This is a genomic window from Rhodococcus sp. NPDC057529 (assembly GCF_042802055.1).
GTDB lineage: Bacteria > Actinomycetota > Actinomycetes > Mycobacteriales > Mycobacteriaceae > Rhodococcus_F.
On record NZ_JBHVEY010000020.1, the window covers coordinates 113,609 to 131,216 of the forward strand.

Genomic DNA, 17,608 nt, shown 5'->3' on the forward strand with positions numbered 1-17,608 from the left:
TGCCGATTCGGGTAGGCAATCAGGGTTGCCTTCCCTAGAATGGGTGAGCCTAGCCTAAATGAAACCACTCCGAGATTTCCGGCGAAAAGCAATTTCGACCGCCTCAGCCGGTAGCCGAGAGAGGCGGGACCCCGATGACCGGATTCGACCCGACCGACCTGCTGTATCGCCAGATAACCACCGGGCTACCGGCCGACGTGCTGGCCGTTCCCGCCCCGCCCGTGCCCCAACTCGGCGACCCGTACGAAGTGCGCATACCCGACCCCGACGGACCCGATCCGGAGGTGATCGCCGACTGGATGCAGCGCCCCCACCTGGTCGAAGCCTGGGATTCGGCCTGGCCGGTGCCGCGCTGGCGCGACTATCTCCGGGCCCAGCTCGCGGGAAACTACTCGGTCCCGTTGATCTACACCCAGCACGGCGTCGGCTCCGCCTACGTCGAACTCTACCGGGCCGCCCAGGACAGCATCGCCCGCTGCTACTACGCCGATCCGCACGACATCGGCGTGCACATCGCCATCGCGGACGACGACAACACCGGCCGCGGCCTCGGGCCCGCCGCCTTCGCGCCGGGCGTCCTCGCAGTCTTCCGGGACGACCCGCAGTGCAATCGCATCATGTACGACCCCGACCACCGCAACGCGTCCGCACGCCGGGCGCTCGAATCGGTGGGAGCGACGTTCCTCGGCGAGCACGAGACCGCGAATCGGCGGCGTGCCCTCTATGCCACCGTCCGGGCACCCGACTTCGTTCCGACAGCGCGCACATGAGCGAAAATGCAGACCACAGAGTCGGTTTCGTTTCCTTCCCCGACGCCGACTCCGCCCGATACCGGGCGCGCGGATACTGGCGGGGCGAACCACTGGGCGACATCCTGCGGCGTGCCGCACACCGCTGGCCACAGCGCCCCGCCGTCCTGGCCGACGACACGACCACCTACGCGCAACTCGACGCGGCGGCCGACCGGATGGCCTCGGGAATGATCCGGATGGGCATCGCCGCCGGCGACCGGGTCGTCGTCCAGCTCCCCAACGTCCCCGAGTTCGCGGTGGTGTTCTTCGGGCTGCTCCGGGCGGCCGCCATCCCCGTGCTGTGCCTGCCCGCGCACCGCGAACGGGAGATCGGGCACCTCGCCGCGCTGTCGGGCGCAGTCGGGTACGTCGTCGCCGACCGGGCAGGCGGGTACGACTACCGCGAGCTGGCACGGACCGTCCGTACCGTCGCGCCGTCCGTCCAACACGTCCTCGTGCACGGCGACGCCGGGGAATTCACGCCGCTGGCGTCGGTTCCCGCCGATCCCCGCGAGCTTCCCACCGTCGATCCGGCCGATGTCGCGGTGCTGCTGATCTCCGGTGGGACGACGGGCGTTCCCAAACTCATCGCCCGCACCCACGACGACTACGCCTACAACGCGCGGGCGAGCGCAGAGGTGTGCGGTCTGACCGGAGACGACGTCTACCTCGTCGCATTGCCTGCCGCCCACAACTTCCCGCTCGCCTGCCCCGGCATTCTCGGCACGTTCGGTGTCGGCGGCGCGGTGACGTTCCTCGCCGACCCGAGCCCCGAGTCCGCCTTCGCCGCCATCGAACGGCACCACGCCACCGTCACCGCCGTCGTGCCGCCGCTCGCGCAACTGTGGTGCGCCGCCACGGAGTGGGAATCCGCCGACCCGGGTTCCCTGCGACTGTTGCAGGTCGGCGGTGCGAAGCTGGCCGAGAACGCGGCCCGTGACGTCCGGCCCCGGCTGGGCGCCGCGCTGCAACAGGTGTTCGGGATGGCCGAGGGGCTGCTCAACTACACCCGGCTCGACGACCCCGACGATCTGGTCGCGATCAGCCAGGGCAAGCCGCTGTCCGACCTCGACGAGGTCCGGATCGTCGACGACGCGGGCCACGACGTCCCGGCCGGAGCCGAAGGCGAGCTGCTCACGCGCGGCCCCTACACCATCCGGGGGTACTACCGCGCCGCCGAGCACAACGCCCGCGCCTTCACCGCCGACGGCTTCTACCGCAGCGGCGACCTGGTCCGCAGACTGCCGTCCGGTCACCTGGTCGTCACCGGCCGCATCAAGGACGTCATCAACCGGGGCGGCGAGAGCGTGTCCGCCGGCGAACTGGAGGAGCACCTGCTCGCGCATCCGGCCGTGGTCCAGGTCGCGGTGGTCGGCCTGCCCGACGACAATCTGGGTGAACGAGTGTGTGCAGCAATGGTCGTCGACGACACGATGCCCACCCTCGCGCAGATCAAGGACTTTCTGACCGGACGCGGTCTGGCACCGTTCAAGCACCCCGACCTGCTTCGCGGCGTCGAGCACCTGCCGGTCACGGCGGTCGGGAAGATCGACAAGCGTGCGGTTGCCGCGGACATCGGATGAGTGCGGTGGCCGGCGGTGACGACCCACTGTGGGTCGCGAGGAACGGAGATCCCGTGGCTGCGGTCGCGCACCTCGCCTCGGCAGGCGGATTCGACGACTACGTGGTGTACGAGCGTCCGGGCGAGTGGACCTTCGCGGGCGGAACCCGCGGGGCGATCGAACTCGACTCCGACGCGTTGCGCGTCCGGTGGGACCGCCGGGACCGTGTGTCGGCGTGGTCGGGCCTGCCTGCGCGGGCACTCGACGAGGCGCTGAGTTCACTTCCCGTCGACGGGCAGAGCGTCTACGGCTGGATCGGCTTCGAATTCTGCGCCTATCACCTGCGGTCCGCGGCGCGCCTGCAGTCGCCGACCAAGCTGGCCCGGCTTCTCGTCCCGCACATCGAAGTGCATGTCACCGAGTCGGGAGCCCGGATCGACGGCGGCGACGACGCCACGCGCACCCGGGTCCGCGACCTTCTCCTCACGTCCGCGGCGGACCCACCGCGTGCCGCCGGCACGGTCGACGTCCGAACGGACCCGACGTCCTTTCGCGACCGCGTCGCCAAGGCCGTCGAGGAGATCCGCTGCGGCGCTTACCAGAAGGTCATTCTGTCGAGGGAGATCACCGTCCCGTTCGCGGTCGATCTCCCCGCCACCTACGTCCGGGGACGCACCCACAACTCCCCCGCCCGGTCGTTCCTCCTCCGACTCGGGGGGCTCGCGGCCACCGGTTTCAGCCCGGAGTTGGTCGGTGCGGTCGACGCCGCCGGAGTCGTCACCACCGAACCGCTCGCCGGCACCCGCGCATTCGGCCGCGGCACGGATCTCGATCTCCTCGCCCGCACCCAGTTGGAGACGGACCCGAAGGAGATCACCGAGCACGCGGTCTCCGTCCGCGCCTCGTTCGCCGACGTCGCCTCGATCGCCGAGCCGGGAAGCCCCTGCGTCTCGGATTTCATGTCGGTCCGCCAACGCGGCAGCGTCCAGCATCTCGCCTCCACCGTCCAGGGGCGGTTGGCGCAGGGACGCACCAACTGGGAGGCGCTCGAAGCCCTGTTCCCGTCCGTGACGGTCTCCGGTGTGCCGAAGGCTGTCGCCGTCGACGCCATCTTCCGCCTCGACGAATCCGCCCGCGGATTGTATTCCGGTGCGGTCGTGCGTGTCTCACATCGGCGATCGCTGGAGGCGGCCCTCGTCCTGCGCGCCGTGTACGCCGAGAACGGCCGGACGTGGCTGCGGGCCGGTGCCGGCGTGATCGCACAGTCGTCGCCGGACCGGGAGTTCGAGGAGACCTGCGAGAAGTTCGCCAGCATCGCGCCCTATCTCGTTCCTGCGAGAGAGTGATCGACCCCGGCGCACCGGACAGTGACGGCGGCACACACCCACGAAGGGTAGCTATGCAGGCAGAGACAGCGGCAGACGGAGCGGTCCGGCGGGCCCGGGCGGCCCGCGCCACGACCGGCGGATGGGACCAATCGCGCACCGACGACGTGGTCCGTGCCGTCGGATGGGAATGCTTCCGGGCCGAGAACGCGTCCCTGCTCGCCCGATTGGCCGTCGACGCGACCCGGATGGGCGATGTCGCCGACCTGTTCACGCTGCACCGGAAGCGGGTTCTCGGCACCCTGCGGGACATGCACGGACAGTGCACCGTCGGGGAGGTCGCGCGCGATCCCGCTCGCGGCACGGTGACGTGGGCCAAACCGCTGGGCGTGATCGCGGTCGTCGTGCCGGCGACGGCGCCGTGCACCGCCGTCGCGACCAACGTGCTCTCGGCGCTCAAGACACGCAACGCGGTGGTGATCGGTTCCCACCCCGCGGCCGCGGCCGCCGTGACGGTCGCCGTCGAACAGATCCGGACCGGTTTACGATGTACCGGCGCCGACCCGGATCTGGTGCAACTGCTGGACGCCCCCGACCGCGACCTCACGTCCGCGCTGATGGCGGCCGCAGATTTCGTCGTCGCGACGGGCGGGCGGAACACCGTGCAGCGGGCCTACCGCAGCGGGACACCCGCGGTCAGCGGCGGATCCGGCAACGCGACCGTGATCGTCGACGACCTGGCCGACATCGGCGACGCCGCGTCGAAGATCATCTCGGGCGCGGCGTTCAACAACGGCACCTCGTGCTCGTCGGAGAGCAACGTCCTGGTGGACCGGACTCGACTCGAACCGCTCGTTAGCGCGCTGGTGTCGTGCGGCGGATGGTTGTGCACGGAAGAGCAGGCCACCCTGGTGCAGCACACGCTCTGGCGCGATGGGGTACACGACCGGACGCTGGTCGGGCGCCCGGCCAGGGTGATCGCCGACCGCTGCGGCTTCGAACCGCCCGCACACCACGCGATGGCGGGTCTGATCGTGCAGCGACCGCGACCCGAACCCGGCCACCCGCTCTTCACGGAGAAGCTGACCCCTCTGGTCACCGTCGCCCCGTACTCCGACTTCGGCTCGGCGGTCGACCAACTCGGGTGCATCCTCGCCCACAGCGGAACGGGCCACAGTTGTGGCATCTACACCGGTGACGACGACGTCGCCCGTGCCCGCGTCGCGCAACTCGCCGCCGCGACGGACGTGTGCCGGGTGATGGTGAACCAGTCCACGATGGGCAACGCCGGAAGTTTCGACAACGGGGTCGCGTTCACGTCGACGGTGTCCAGCGGCAGCTGGGGTGGCTGCAGCCGGTCGGTGAACATCACGTTCCGCCACTTCATGAACACGACGACGGTCTCCTACCCGGTTCCGCCGGTGTTGCCCGACCTGACGGAGATATTCGGCGCCGAGTTCGACGAGGACGACAGCGTTCCGCAGCCGGCGCCGGGACGGTCGGGACCGTGACCGAGCAGGCCGGGAGAAAACCCGGCGGCCCTGTCGGTCTCGACATCGTCGGCGTCGGATTCGGTCCGTCCAACCTGTCCCTCGCGATCGCGGTCGAGGAGCACAACACGAGCTGTCCGCCGGACGAGCGGATCGGCGCCCGCTACTTCGAGAGTCAGGACCGATTCTCCTGGCATCCGGGGATGCTGCTGGACGGTGCGACTATGCAGGTCGCGTTCCCGAAAGATCTGGTGACACTGCGGAACCCGACGAGCCGGTACACGTTCCTCGCGTACCTGTTCGAGCGCGGACGACTCATCGATTTCGTCAACCACCAGACGTTCTTCCCCTCCCGGTACGAATTCCAGGACTACCTGCGGTGGGCAGCCGAGCAGGTCGATGCCGACGTCCGGTACCGGTCGTCCGTGCGGCGAGTGCGCCCACTGTTCGACGACCGGGGTTTCGCCGACGAGTTCCTGGTGGAGACGGCGGACGGAACACAGGTCCGGACCCGCAACGTGGTGATGGGTACCGGTCTGGCGCCCCGGATTCCGGACTGGGTGACCCCGTCGCCTCGCTGCTTCCACAACAATGATTTCCTCACCCGGATGGCGGAACTTCCCGAGCCGCGACACGGGCGGTTCGTCGTACTCGGCGCCGGACAGAGCGCGGCGGAGGTCGTCCAGTACCTCCACGCCACGTATCGGGACGCCGAGATCCACAACGTCTTCGCCCGATTCGGCTACAGCCCGGCCGACGACAGTCCGTACGCCAACCGGATCTTCGACCCCGGCACCGTCGACGAGCTGCATCGCGCACCCCCGCAGGAGCGCGATCGCCTCCTGCGACTGCACCGGGGCACCAACTATTCGGCGGTCGACTCCGAACTCATCGAGTCCCTCTACGCCACGGAGTATCAGGAACGGGTCCGTGGCGAGCGCCGCCTGTTCATGCGCCGCGCGTCCACGATCACCGGCACCGTCGAAACGGATCGCGGACTTCAGGTCTCGATCCGGAATCTGCTGGACGGTACCGTCGAGACGGTGATGTGTGACGCCGTCGTGCTGGCAACGGGATACACCCCGGCGCCCCTGCGCCCACTGTTCGGAGACTTCCTGCCCTCGACCGAGTCGTCGCGGGAGGTGTCCCGCGACTATCGCCTGCGAACCGACCCGTGCCTGCGGGCGGGCATCTACCTCCAGGGTGGAACCGAAACCACGCACGGGATCACGTCGTCGCTGTTGTCCAACGTCGCCGTCCGGGCCGGTGAGGTGCTGCATTCGGTGCTCGCCCACCGCGCCACCTCTACGTGAGCGATAAGTGTCCCCGCGCACGCTGTCATGTCTCAGGACTTCGGGGACAGATCTGTCTCAGGACTTCGAGGACAGTTTCTGATAGCGCTTGGTCCTATCGCTGCGGCTGCGGCGCCGGTACCGGTGTGGGGGTGGGCGCGGGCGGGTGAATCACGTTCGTGGGTGCCGGTCGGGGGAGTGGGAGGGTAGGTGGGGGCAGGTGGGTGGGTTGGGGCGTCGTCGACGGTGACACCGTGTTCGGTGACGAGGGCTTTGAGGCCGTTGTCCCAGCCGGTGGAGACGTTCCGGATCGTCGCCAGCAACCCACCCTCACCGGTGAGCTGCAGGCCGTCGGCCCGGGCCTGATCCACCAGCTCCTGCAGGCTCGCGTCGCTGACACCCACACGTGCCGAGTTCGATTCGGCCTCACGATCAATTACATCAGTCATAATGGTGCATCTCCTTTCAGGGTTACACCATTGTTCTTACAGTTCCCTGGTCGGCGGCGGGAGGGCGGTACTTGCCGATGTGTCCGTTCCAGCAGACAGCGTCGGCCAACGGGAGATTCTCTGCGGTTCTTTGACGGACCCGAAGCCCGGTGACCAGTTGCAGGTGACAGAGGTTGGGTCTGGAGAAGTCGTGATGCAATCTCGACCTCTGCCTCGCAGTGAGATGGAGCGGGTCTGCGTGAACCGCTTGCGCTATCGGGTGGGTGACGCCATAGGGCTGACCTTGGTAGGTCTACTGCTTGCAATTCGTGCGCTCGGTCATGTCTTCCATCACCGTCGCCCGATGACGACGGATCCGATTCGCTCCAATTTGAGCAGTCGTAACGGATGAAGGACTGCGTTGAGCGGAAGCGTTTAGCGACAGCTGCATCAGTGACACCGTAGGAGGATCGATGACCGGGACATCAGCTCGGCATTCTCCGCTGTTTGGTTGCAAGCGAGCGCTGATCACCCTAGTAGGCATGGATGCGAGTGTTTGACTGGATACATGACACAGTGGTTCAACGTCGAAGCTGACAATCACCAATTCAACCTTGCTGCTCCGGATGCCGACACCACAGCCTTTCAAGAATTCGGCAGTGTATTCGATACTGGGACCGCCTTCGCCACCTTCCATACGGGGATCGCATGCGGACCGGTAACAGTCGGGATAGACGTGTTGCATTCGCCGCCTCAGTGGAGCGACTCGGCGGAGTGGGACAACGTCGACGAGGCGGTCTTCTCTGCACCGGCGGCCCTGCGAGTGATCACCAATAGTGGGATGGTGCAGGAAGCCTTCGGGCAGATCGACACCCCTTCGTCCGGGAAGCTCGGCATACGAGGACATGTTGTCGGTCGCGTATCCGCATGGGACCAAGTAGTGGACGAACCGACAGAGAAGTTCTGGACCGTGGTGTGGCCCGCGGACGAGACCGAGACGACGCCGCTTGTCCAACGCAGGGCTTCGGACGGTCTGTGGACTCCGGAGTCCCGGCAGCAAGAACCGGAATCAGAGTTCGACATCGGAGAAGATGCCACCGTCAGACTGTCCGGGCCGGTGCGATGGAACGGTTGACCGGTGTGCCGAGGGTGCTGCCTGTCTCGAGCGATCGGCGGACGGTAGCCGATCGACCACTGGTGAACTCGCACTTCGCTGATCTGAGATCGATCCAGAGCGTTAGTGCGTCACAGTGTGGGCAGCTCGCCGACCAAACCCTCCAACAACTCGATGTCGTGGCGGTCGGGCCGCGGTGGTGCCACTGTCGCGCCGTCGAGCTCAGGCGGGAATCCGTCGACTACGCGGCCCGGATCGAGGCGATCTAGGACTGCGTACCATTCGGCCAGCGGATCGGCGAGTCGGACATGCAAGTCGAAATGCGTCGACGAGTGCGGTCACCATCGCGTTGCGCCACCAGTTGCTGGGTATCGGGGATCGACAACAGCACCACATCGGCGAATCCAAGACGGCGCCGAGCGAACATCTGACAGGCAGCGGCGAGTTCGTGCTCGAATCGTGTGATCGGTGCCGCACCCACTGCGGCCAGGCACCAGCTGTAATGCAGTTTCAGCGGGTCGCTGTCGCATACCGCCATACCGGTGGCGTCCTCCAAGGTCAGCGCCTGTGTCCACCGGTGCGCGTTGACCTGCGCCCAGTAGTTCGCCTGCTCAGACGGATCGGTTCCGTCCGGTTCCTGCCCTGTCGGGGTGTATTCGGCGACGAATGCTCGCCCGGTTGAGCGGCACCACGTGGTTTTTCCGGCGGCACTGGGCCCTTCGACAGCGACAATCACTGGCACACCCTACCCATTCACGGACATGACGATTTGAATGACGGGCGCACGATTGCCAGGAGCGGATCCTCGTCCGGCGCCTCCGCAAGCCCGAATCGCACTTGCAGCTTGCTCGCACGCGCCAAGATGGCTCCATGCCGATCCAAGACTGGTGGAATCAGGACAGTTTGGTGTGGCACTTCGCCATGTTCGATAGCGGCCCAGTGATTGGGGAAGACCATGGCGTTGACGCACCGGAGGCGTGGGTGCGTGCGCTCAAAGCGGTTGCCCGCGATATACGGTGCTTGCGATACGGACGCGACTGTCACCGGACGGCACGCAGTTGGCCTACACCCGTGGAGGCAGATTCATCGACGTCGTGGATCTCGAATCGGGTGAGGTGTGGACGGTTCACGAGGGCGGCTCTCAGCCGGTCGTCTCGCCGGATGGGTCTTCTCTCGCGTTCACGAGCGGCGACAGCGTCAGCATCATGAACTCCGACGGTTCCGACGCGCGCGTCATCGCTCCGGAGGGATCCGGCGGTAGAGCGCGTGGCGGCCGGCACCGGACTGTTTGGCCCGATACATCGCCAGGTCGGCGCGGCGCACCAGGTCTGCCGCATCGGTGACGGCCGGGGTGGAGACGGCGATGCCGATGCTCGCGGAGAACGGCAGGAAATCCTCGGCGCCGACGGTCGGAGGGGTGGCCAGGACCCGGGTGATGCGCCGGGCGATGGACAGGGCGGCGTCGGTGTCGACCCCGGTGCACACCACCAGGAATTCGTCGCCGCCGAGCCGGGCGACGGTGTCGGCGGGTCGCACCGACCGCTCGAGCCGGTGGGCGAGGGAGATCAGGGCGCGGTCACCGCTGTCGTGGCCGAGGCTGTCGTTGACGGTCTTGAAGTCGTCGAGGTCGATCAGCAGCACCGCCACCTCCCGGTCCCGTTCGGAGGCGAGGACCGCGGCGAGCTGCTGGTAGGCGAGGGTGCGGTTGGGTAGCCCGGTCAGCGGGTCGTGCAGGCTTTGATGCCGCAGCCGGGTTTCGGCGTCGATGCGGCGGATCGCGGCGGTGAGGACCGCGGCGATCGCCTGCAGGAATTCGGTGTCGCGGTCGGTGAATGCGCGCGGGCGGACCGAGTGGGCGGAGAGCACACCCCAGACGGTGCCGTCCCCGATCGGCACGCTGATGCCGCTGCGCAGCCCCCGCTGGCGCATCCCGTCGGTGGCGAACTGGGTTTCGGTGTCCCGGTCCGGGCAGATGGCCACCGCCGCGGTGATGGCCGCGTAGCCGGGTTGCGAGGACCGCCCGAGCGGGAAAGAGGCCGGGGCCGGGTGGGGTCCGCGGTAGCCGAGCACCCGCAGCCCGGCGGGATCCGCGCCGACGCCGTCGGGGTGCAGGCGCGCGATCGAGGCGCAGTCCATGCCCATCAGGGCGGCGGCGGCCTGGGTGGCGGCGTCGAGGAGGGTGTCGAGGTCGGCGTCGACGGCGAGCTTTGCCAGGGCGGCGATGGCCTGCTGTTCCCGCGCCCGGTAGGCAGCCGTTGCCAGGGCCGTGTGCAGGCGGGTTTCGTCTCGGGCGGCGGGGCGCAGGTCGCGGGCGATCGCCGCGATCACGGCCGGGGCGTCGTCGGTGCGGTCGACTGTGAAGGTGGCGATCGAGACCGGGATCGGTTCGCTGGTGCGGAAATGCCGGAACTCGCTGCGGCCCCGCCACACCGAGTCGGTGGTGAGGGCGGCTTCGACCTGCGGGGCCTGGGCCAGGCCGACGTCGGTGAAGAATTCGGCGGTCGTCCGGGATCGGGCGTCGTCGCCATCGCGCAACCCGAGCAGCGAGATGCCGGCGGGGTTGAGGTAGAGGATGCGGCCGGATGCGAAGTCGGACAACGAGACCAGATCGGGGGCACGGTCCAGCACGGCCGCCGGTCCCGGCTCGTCGTCGGCATCGGCGCCTTGGCCGGGTTCGACGATGCCGTCAGCGCCCCCTGGAACCATCATCCCGCCGAGTGTTACCTCGCCATCGACATCGGGCACCTCACCGGCCACCGCACCACTCTCGCCCGCCTCGAGGGCGATCACCGGTAACCCCGCGCCCGACATTGCCATTGTCCTGCACGTACGTGCCGTGACCTCGCTGGTCCTGTACACAGACGCGTCGAATGGTGCTGCGCGGGAGTAGACCCGGCCCCGTCCTCGGGTGGCCCAGGTGATGCCAGTGCGGCCCACCTGGGGCGGCTGCACCAGCTGCTGGTCAGAACTGATGCAGCCTCGACGACTCTGATGATCCGGAGCATCGGAGTGTCTGCCGTGGGAGTACCCCGTGCCGGTTGGGCCGACACGGGACCGGGCGGCTCGGCTCGGTGGGCACCGCCAGGCCGCGGCGTGCGTCGGTGTTGCCCGCCTCGGGAACACTGCTGAGACACCGGGTATGTCGAGTGTGGCAACAGGTCGGCCGGCGCGGCCGTAGGGTGAGCGGCAGTGAGGAAAGAGGACGACGTGGTGGACGAGGACCGGCGGCATGTGCTGTGGCGGGCGGTCTCCGGCGCCGCGGGCAGCCCCGGACAGGGGACGTGGGGGCGGTCGGTGTGCCGCAACTGTGTGGACACGTTGGCCGGGATCGATGCGGCGGCGGTGACGTTGCGGGCGACCGCGTCCGCCCAGGACATGCTCGGTGCCAGCGCCCCGTGGGCGGGTCTGATCGAGGACCAGCAGTACACCCTCGGCGAAGGACCCGGGGTGCAGGCCTTCACCCAGGGCAGCCCGGTGTTGGTCGACGACCTCACCGCGGCGGACCCCCAGTGGCCGGCCTTTACCGAGGCGGCGCAGTCGGTGGGGGTGGCGGCGGTGTTCGCGTTTCCGCTGCAACTCGGCGCCATCGCGCTGGGACCCTGGATCTGTATCGGCGCACCCCGGGGGCGCTGCCGCCGGGTGTGCTCGCCGAGGCCGGCGCGTTGGCCGACCTGATCGCCCTGGTCCTTTTGGCGAAGGCGGATCGGGCGGAGGCCACCGATCAGGTGTGGCTCCGCCAGATCGGCTCCTACCACGATGTGCACATCGCCACCGGGATGCTGTCCGCTCGCCACGGGATCAGTCTGGCCGAAGCCTTTACCCGCCTGCGCGCGCACGCGTTCGGGCGCGGAGGGTCGGTCCTCGACACTGCACGGGACGTGATTGCCCGCCGCATCGACTTCGACGAATTGGGTGAGTGAGATCGAGTTGGGTGAGTGAGATCATGGGTTGTGAAGGAGGTGATCGCATGCCCGAGAACAAGTCGTCAACGTCGTCATCACTGATCGACGCGATCTCGGGGGTCACCGGTGCGCTCGTGGACGGGCATGCCGATACGGGTGCGGTGCTCTACCGCATCACCGAGATCTGCGCCGACCTGCTGTCGGCGGCGTCGGGAATCATGATCATCGACCCCCGCGGGGGTCTCGCGGGGGTGGCGGCCTCGGATGAGCGGGCCCGCGTGGTGGAGCTGTTGCAATCGCAGAGCGAGAGTGGACCGTGCGCGGAGTGCATCCGTACCTCCGAGGTCATCGCCGTCGAGGATCTGGAGACCGCCGCCGAGCGGTGGCCCGAATTCTGGACGGTGGCATCGGAGATCGGCTTCCGGGCCATCCTTGCGGTGCCGATGATCCTCGATGGGCGCACGGTCGGGGCTCAACATCTTGTTCGCCGAACCCACCGCGGTCGATCATGAGCGGCACCGTCGGGCGGCTGTTCTCGCGGATTTGGCATTGCTGGAGTTGACCCACGAGCGCGGTGAGCACCGCGTCGGCCGGTTGTCGGAGCGGACACTGACATTGCTCAACGACCGTGTGCACATAGGGCAGGCCACCGGGATCGTCGCCGGCACCCTGGACATCTCCCCGGCGCGGGCGCTGATCGACGATCATGCCCGCCGCCTGGGCGTCACACTGCGGGTGCTGGCCCGGTCGATCACCGACGGGTCGGTCCGTCCCACCGAACTGCTGATGGCCGAGACCCAGCGCCCCGACGCCCCCTGACACCGCCCGTCACCTCCCGACGACGCTCGCTCAGCGCCGGTGTGAGCCGCGGCCGATGACCTTCTCCGCGACCTGGGCCAGCGGGGTGTTGGTCACTGAGTTCCGGCTGCGCTCTGCGGAGGCATGCGTGCTCACCTTCAGAGCGACCGGTGGGGATCATGGACAGGATCGTGCCGGACGTCGGAGTGTGACGATCGTTCCGAGATCGACTTCACGGTGAGCCGTCTCGGCACCGAGGATCCGATCGGGTTGTGCCTGGATCAATTCGATGGCGATCACGAGATGCTGGCTGGGTTGTTCGATGGCGATCAACTCGACTCTCGGCACACTCCGGTGCGATGGCGTTTCGTAGACCCGTGTGAGGGGCAATCGGAGGCTAGGCCGCGACCGGAGACGACACGAAATCAGAACGAGGCCTCTGCGCCCCGGCCGCCCGAGCCCCCCGAAAGCCCCGGGGCGATCAGATGTCGGCGTCAGTCGACGGTCGCCGCATCCGAACTTGGGTGGCGCGTGTGCAGCAGGTAATCGGATCGGGGTATCGCACAGGCGGCGACACGACAGGAGTGACGACCATGACCGACACCCACCACATCGAACCGCTCCCGGATCGGTCGGGGGAACCCCCGGGCGCGGCACGTCAGGTCGACGACCTGTCCACCGTTCAGCTTGTGGAACGTCTCACTGATCAGGTGAAGGCGCTCGTCCAGGCCGAGGTCCGGCACGGGATCGTCGAGGTGAAGGACAAGGGCACCCGCTTCGGTGTCGGTCTCGGCGTCTCGGGCGCCGGACTTCTCATCCTGTTGTACGGGCTCGGTGCGCTGGTTGCGGCCGCGGTCCTCGCGCTGGGGACGGTCCTCGATCCGTGGCTCGCGGCACTGGTGGTGGCAGTCGTCCTCATCGTGGTGGGCGGCGTCGTCGCCGCCGTTGGTGGACGGCGGGCCAGGGATGCACTGCCCCCCACCCCCGACGACACCACCCGCAGCGTCCGCCGGGACGTCGACACCGTGAAGGCGGGCCTGCGATGAGTGAACCGCGAGAGTCGACCCCCGGCGGCGGCGACCTCGCCGCTGCCGCTGCCCGCGAGCGCGCGGAGCTCGCCACGACGCTCGACGCCCTGGCCCGCAAGGTGGATGTGTCCGCACGCGCGAAGGCCGGTATCCGGCAGGAACTGGACAGGGTGCGCAGCGAGCCCCGACTGACGGCACTGTTCGGCGTCGTCGCCGCCGGTGTCGTTGCCCTGCTGGTCTTCCGCCGGCGTACTCGGCGGCGAAGGTGAGTGACACAGGCGACACGGGTGTGAGGTGAAGCAAGACCAGGTCTGACATGACATCGACGTGCGTTCGGCGGCATCGTAGGTGTGCCGACCGATGACGTCGTGACCGGAGCCGCGATGCGCTTGCGTGCGTCAGTATTGGGCAGCACGATTGCCCGGCGGAGCTTGGGTGAACTGGTGTGCTCGGGTCGGGCGACCGTTAGGCCGTGGACAGGGCACGTCGCGAGTGGGGCACGACGGGAAGGCCGCAGTTTCCGTGAGCCGGGTTTCGGGTAGGCGTGATCGATGAACGAGGATCTGCACGCCGAACCGGAACCCGACGATCCGCGGAAGCCGGATTCGCCTGCGGACCTGACGAAACCGTCCTGGTGGTATGTCATCAGGAAGACGGCGCACGAGTTCACCCGGGACCAGTGCACGGACCTGGCGGCCGCGCTGACGTACTACGCGGTCCTCTCGCTGTTCCCGGCGCTGCTGGCGCTGGTCTCGTTGCTGGGGGTGTTCGGGCAGGGACAGCGCACCACCGACGCGGTCCTGCAGATGGTCGACGATCTCGGACCGTCCTCCGCTGTGGACACGCTGCGCGACCCCATCACGCAACTGGTCGAGACGCCGACCGCGGGCACGGCACTCGTCCTCGGCCTGCTGGGTGCGGTGTGGTCGGCGTCCGGCTACATCGGGGCGTTCGGACGCGCGATGAACCGCATGTACGAGGTCGAGGAGGGGCGTCCGGTGTGGAAGCTCCGGCCCCTGATGCTGGCCGTGACCATCGTCGGCCTGGTCCTGGTGGCCGCCGGCGCGGCGATGCTCGCCCTGAGCGGCCCCGTCGCACGCTCGGTGGGGGAGGCGGTCGGATTCGGCGACACCGCCCTGACCGTGTGGAACATCGCCCGCTGGCCGTTCGTCCTCGGCATCGTCGTGGTAGCCGTGGCCATCCTCTATTACGTCACACCCAATGTGCGGCAGCCGAAGTTCCGTTGGATCAGCGCCGGCGCGTTCCTCGCCATCGTGACGTGGATCGTCGCGTCGGTCCTGTTCGGTCTGTATGTCACGAACTTCGGCAGCTACAACAAGACCTACGGCTCCCTGGCCGGAGTCATCGTGTTCCTGCTCTGGCTGTGGATCACCAATCTGGCGTTGCTCTTCGGCGCCGAACTCGATGCCGAACTCGAACGCGGACGGGAGTTGCAGGCCGGCATGCCGGCCGAGGACGAACTGCAGTTGTCGCCGCGCGATACCCGGGTCTCGGACAAGAACGCGGAAAAGTACCAGCAGTACGTGCAGCAGGGCAAGGCATTACGCGAGAGCGACGGAGACACCTCCGATGTCGACGCGGTGGAGCGGTGACGGTACCCACGTCGGCTTCCCGCCGCCGCAACCCGATCGTGCACCGGTGCCTGCGGCTGCGCCGCGCCCACGGCTGCGACATCGAAGTGCTCGTCCTGAACCAGCGCATCGACACCAGAGTCGCTGCTACTACCCGGTGTCCTCGTGACCCGTCCGCAGAAGCACGTCCCGACCACGACCGTCGCGACCATCGAGGTGGTCGTGAGAAATCGATTCACGGGTGGTTGGTGAGCACGCGCTGCCGGCTCGCGGCGTGGCGGATCTACAGGATCCGCACGCCACCGGCAAACGCCATGATCACCGCACCGCCGATCGAGGCGAACAGCAACGCCACACCCAGCGGCCACGAGAAGTCCCACCCGAACAGTTCCAGGGTGATGCTGTCGAGGTTCTGCAGGATGAACACCAGCAGCAACACCAGAACCAGCACGCCGATGACCAGACCGGTCCAGAGTGCACCCGTCCGGGTGTGACGGATACCCTTCCGTCGGGCAATATCGGGATGCAGGTGTGCGGCGGCATCCGGGTCCGGCGTCGTGCCCGGCGGAACACCGCTGTGCCCCGGTCCCGGCGAGAAGCCGGTGTTCGGATCGGCGGGGTCCCCTCAGGTGGTTGACATGTACGGGCGAGTACCCACACGCGGTTTCGGCTACCCCGGACCGCCCCGACGCGTGGCGGTGCGGTGATCGAACCGTTGGGCCGGATCACCGGTGCCAGCGCTATGGTCGTCGTCGACTGTGTGGGCGGGGTCTGCGCCCCTGCAATTCCGGGCGACACCGGGAAGGTATCCGGTGGTGTCGCGGAGATGGTGGGTGTGGTGGCCGACTCCGGGTACACGGGCGCTATGCCATCGACCTTCCCCGCGCGTGCCCTTCCCCGCGGTCTGGGTGTCCTGACCGCCGCGTACGGCCGGCACCGCGATCATCGGCTCACCCCGCATTCTCGTGAAGCCCTGCACACTCACCCGCGCCGACGGCGGTGTTCCACCCGAGGTTGCCACCGTGATGCGGGCGGTGGGATGCCCGTGATGTGGGCAGTGGACTCCTCCGCGCCCTAGCACCTCAGGGGCGGTACTGCGCGGCGCCGTCGCGGTCCGGGTTGTCTCCGACCTCGGGGACGACCCGGTCTTCGGCATCGCGCTTCCCGATCCCGGCACCAAGGCCCAGGTCGCCGGTTTCGCCGCGGCGTGGGCAGTGTTGTCCGCCTACAGCGGCCGCTGAAGCGGGTCGCGGTGCATCACCTGATCGGTTCCGGTCCCGAACCGCCGGAATTACCTCCCAGTTCCCGGTGTGACCGGTTGGTATGCGGCACAACACTTTCTGGCGGACTTGCAGGTACGGATCGGCCAGGGAGCGGACGGTGTCCCGGTGTGGGGGCTGCCGGGGCGATTGAGGCTCGACTGCGCACAGGATTGGTGGGGTATTCCGTCTGGAGGCGGTGATCGTATGACTACTCACGACTCGATTCGGCACTGGATTGCCGAACAGATGCAGCTCGACGTCGGCACTGCAGAGCCGGCCGAACTCGTCAGGCTCGATGCTGTCACTGCGGCGGCGGAAGCGGGGTATGTGCGGATGCTTCTCCATCTCCGCGAATACCGTCCCCTGGTCGGATGAGATAGACAGGCTCGTGGCCGCCTGGAGATCGGTGCCACGAGCCGGACCATGCCGAAAATTGATCGATGCCCTGTCACCGGCCGTACACCGATGTGGTGGTCATGCGGAGGTGACTCGATTGAGACCCCACCTGCCGATACTGTGCGCTTCCGACGACGCCGGCTACCGGCCGCTGCCCAGGAGGCGCCCTCCGGCTTGGTCGGGGGGAGTTCGCCCGGGTGAGGCTGACTTGTCACACCGTCGCGAGGACGTACGACAGGACGAATCCGGCGGTCGTGCTCAACGCGACCGTCGGGCCGCCTTTCTTGTAGGCCTCGGGCATGAGAGTGTCGGCCAACGACGCCAACACCGCACCGGCAGCGAAGGCCAGCGGCAACGAGATCGTCTCGGGTGCACTCGATGCGAGGGGCCCGGCGCCGACCACGACGGCCAGGGTGAGGAGCACGGCGCAAAGCACCCACGTGCCCAGGATGAAGGTCTGCGATCGACCCTGGATGCGCATCGACGCGCTCCCGACGAGGGCCTCGGGAAAGTTGGAGACGAAGATCGCCACCAGCAGGGTCAGCCCGTCGGTGCCTTCGCCGAGGGACACCCCGAGGGCAATGTTCTCGGGCACCCCGTCCAGGGTGACCGCGGCCAGCAGTGCCAG

Annotated in this window: 19 protein-coding genes; 14 read left to right on the forward strand and 5 right to left on the reverse strand. The window is 68.0% G+C overall.

What is annotated here, in order from left to right:
- Positions 1–134 precede the first annotated feature (134 nt).
- The 5 genes from ACFU5V_RS31965 to ACFU5V_RS31985 are packed head-to-tail and all read left to right on the forward strand — an operon-like array spanning position 135 to position 6,481.
- On the forward strand, positions 135–770 hold the full coding sequence (locus tag ACFU5V_RS31965) for a GNAT family N-acetyltransferase (protein ID WP_378703937.1): 636 nt from the start codon (positions 135–137) through the stop codon (positions 768–770).
- Positions 767–2,374: a (2,3-dihydroxybenzoyl)adenylate synthase gene (locus tag ACFU5V_RS31970; protein WP_378703939.1), complete on the forward strand. Its 1,608-nt coding sequence runs from the start codon at positions 767–769 to the stop codon at positions 2,372–2,374. The genes ACFU5V_RS31965 and ACFU5V_RS31970 overlap by 4 nt, the downstream gene beginning before the upstream one ends.
- A complete protein-coding gene (locus ACFU5V_RS31975; protein ID WP_378703941.1) occupies positions 2,371–3,699 on the forward strand; it encodes a salicylate synthase in 1,329 nt (442 codons plus the stop codon). Before ACFU5V_RS31970 ends, ACFU5V_RS31975 begins: the two co-directional genes overlap by 4 nt.
- A 53-nt stretch (positions 3,700–3,752) precedes the next feature.
- The gene (locus tag ACFU5V_RS31980) at positions 3,753–5,189 is read left to right on the forward strand and encodes an aldehyde dehydrogenase family protein (protein ID WP_378703942.1); all 1,437 of its coding nucleotides are present in this window, start codon (positions 3,753–3,755) and stop codon (positions 5,187–5,189) included.
- Positions 5,186–6,481 (forward strand): lysine N(6)-hydroxylase/L-ornithine N(5)-oxygenase family protein, encoded by a 1,296-nt coding sequence (locus ACFU5V_RS31985; protein WP_378703943.1) that lies wholly within the window; start codon positions 5,186–5,188, stop codon positions 6,479–6,481. Before ACFU5V_RS31980 ends, ACFU5V_RS31985 begins: the two co-directional genes overlap by 4 nt.
- Positions 6,482–6,513: 32 nt before the next feature.
- Here ACFU5V_RS31985 and ACFU5V_RS31990 read toward each other — a convergent pair whose 3' ends face one another.
- Entirely contained in the window at positions 6,514–6,909 is a 396-nt protein-coding gene (locus ACFU5V_RS31990; RefSeq protein ID WP_378703944.1) for a hypothetical protein, read from the reverse strand.
- Positions 6,910–7,456: 547 nt separating this feature from the next.
- Here ACFU5V_RS31990 and ACFU5V_RS31995 point away from each other — a divergent pair.
- Complete coding sequence (locus ACFU5V_RS31995) at positions 7,457–8,023, forward strand: hypothetical protein (protein ID WP_378703945.1); 567 nt, start codon at positions 7,457–7,459, stop codon at positions 8,021–8,023.
- Positions 8,024–8,267: 244 nt separating this feature from the next.
- Here the strand turns inward: ACFU5V_RS31995 and ACFU5V_RS32000 are convergent, their stop codons facing one another.
- Positions 8,268–8,738, reverse strand: coding sequence for a hypothetical protein (locus tag ACFU5V_RS32000; RefSeq protein WP_378703946.1), 471 nt, complete (start codon positions 8,736–8,738; stop codon positions 8,268–8,270).
- A 497-nt stretch (positions 8,739–9,235) separates the two neighbouring features.
- Positions 9,236–10,819 carry a diguanylate cyclase domain-containing protein gene (locus ACFU5V_RS32005; RefSeq protein ID WP_378703947.1) on the reverse strand — a complete coding sequence of 528 codons (1,584 nt, stop codon included), beginning with the start codon at positions 10,817–10,819 and terminating at the stop codon, positions 9,236–9,238.
- Positions 10,820–11,191: 372 nt separating this feature from the next.
- Between ACFU5V_RS32005 and ACFU5V_RS32010 the strand changes: the two genes are divergently transcribed.
- The 7 genes from ACFU5V_RS32010 (at position 11,192) to ACFU5V_RS32040 (ending at position 15,343) form a co-directional block, all read left to right on the forward strand.
- Positions 11,192–11,677 (forward strand): GAF domain-containing protein, encoded by a 486-nt coding sequence (locus ACFU5V_RS32010; RefSeq protein ID WP_378703948.1) that lies wholly within the window; start codon positions 11,192–11,194, stop codon positions 11,675–11,677.
- Positions 11,665–11,922, forward strand: coding sequence for an ANTAR domain-containing protein (locus tag ACFU5V_RS32015; RefSeq protein ID WP_378703949.1), 258 nt, complete (start codon positions 11,665–11,667; stop codon positions 11,920–11,922). Before ACFU5V_RS32010 ends, ACFU5V_RS32015 begins: the two co-directional genes overlap by 13 nt.
- A 47-nt stretch (positions 11,923–11,969) precedes the next feature.
- The gene (locus ACFU5V_RS32020; protein ID WP_378703950.1) at positions 11,970–12,416 is read left to right on the forward strand and encodes a GAF domain-containing protein; all 447 of its coding nucleotides are present in this window, start codon (positions 11,970–11,972) and stop codon (positions 12,414–12,416) included.
- Between the two features lie 37 nt (positions 12,417–12,453).
- Positions 12,454–12,723 (forward strand): ANTAR domain-containing protein, encoded by a 270-nt coding sequence (locus tag ACFU5V_RS32025; protein WP_378703951.1) that lies wholly within the window; start codon positions 12,454–12,456, stop codon positions 12,721–12,723.
- Positions 12,724–13,295: 572 nt separating this feature from the next.
- Entirely contained in the window at positions 13,296–13,748 is a 453-nt protein-coding gene (locus ACFU5V_RS32030; protein WP_378703952.1) for a phage holin family protein, read from the forward strand.
- Positions 13,745–13,999, forward strand: coding sequence for a DUF3618 domain-containing protein (locus tag ACFU5V_RS32035; protein WP_378703953.1), 255 nt, complete (start codon positions 13,745–13,747; stop codon positions 13,997–13,999). Before ACFU5V_RS32030 ends, ACFU5V_RS32035 begins: the two co-directional genes overlap by 4 nt.
- Before the next feature lie 282 nt (positions 14,000–14,281).
- Positions 14,282–15,343 carry a YihY/virulence factor BrkB family protein gene (locus ACFU5V_RS32040; protein WP_378703954.1) on the forward strand — a complete coding sequence of 354 codons (1,062 nt, stop codon included), beginning with the start codon at positions 14,282–14,284 and terminating at the stop codon, positions 15,341–15,343.
- Positions 15,344–15,605: 262 nt separating this feature from the next.
- Here ACFU5V_RS32040 and ACFU5V_RS32045 read toward each other — a convergent pair whose 3' ends face one another.
- The gene (locus tag ACFU5V_RS32045) at positions 15,606–15,851 is read right to left on the reverse strand and encodes a lipopolysaccharide assembly protein LapA domain-containing protein (RefSeq protein ID WP_378704024.1); all 246 of its coding nucleotides are present in this window, start codon (positions 15,849–15,851) and stop codon (positions 15,606–15,608) included.
- Between the two features lie 937 nt (positions 15,852–16,788).
- Between ACFU5V_RS32045 and ACFU5V_RS32050 the strand changes: the two genes are divergently transcribed.
- Positions 16,789–16,959: a hypothetical protein gene (locus ACFU5V_RS32050; RefSeq protein WP_378703956.1), complete on the forward strand. Its 171-nt coding sequence runs from the start codon at positions 16,789–16,791 to the stop codon at positions 16,957–16,959.
- A gap of 232 nt (positions 16,960–17,191) precedes the next feature.
- Here the strand turns inward: ACFU5V_RS32050 and ACFU5V_RS32055 are convergent, their stop codons facing one another.
- Entirely contained in the window at positions 17,192–17,575 is a 384-nt protein-coding gene (locus ACFU5V_RS32055; RefSeq protein WP_378703957.1) for a ZIP family metal transporter, read from the reverse strand.
- Positions 17,576–17,608: the final 33 nt, after the last annotated feature.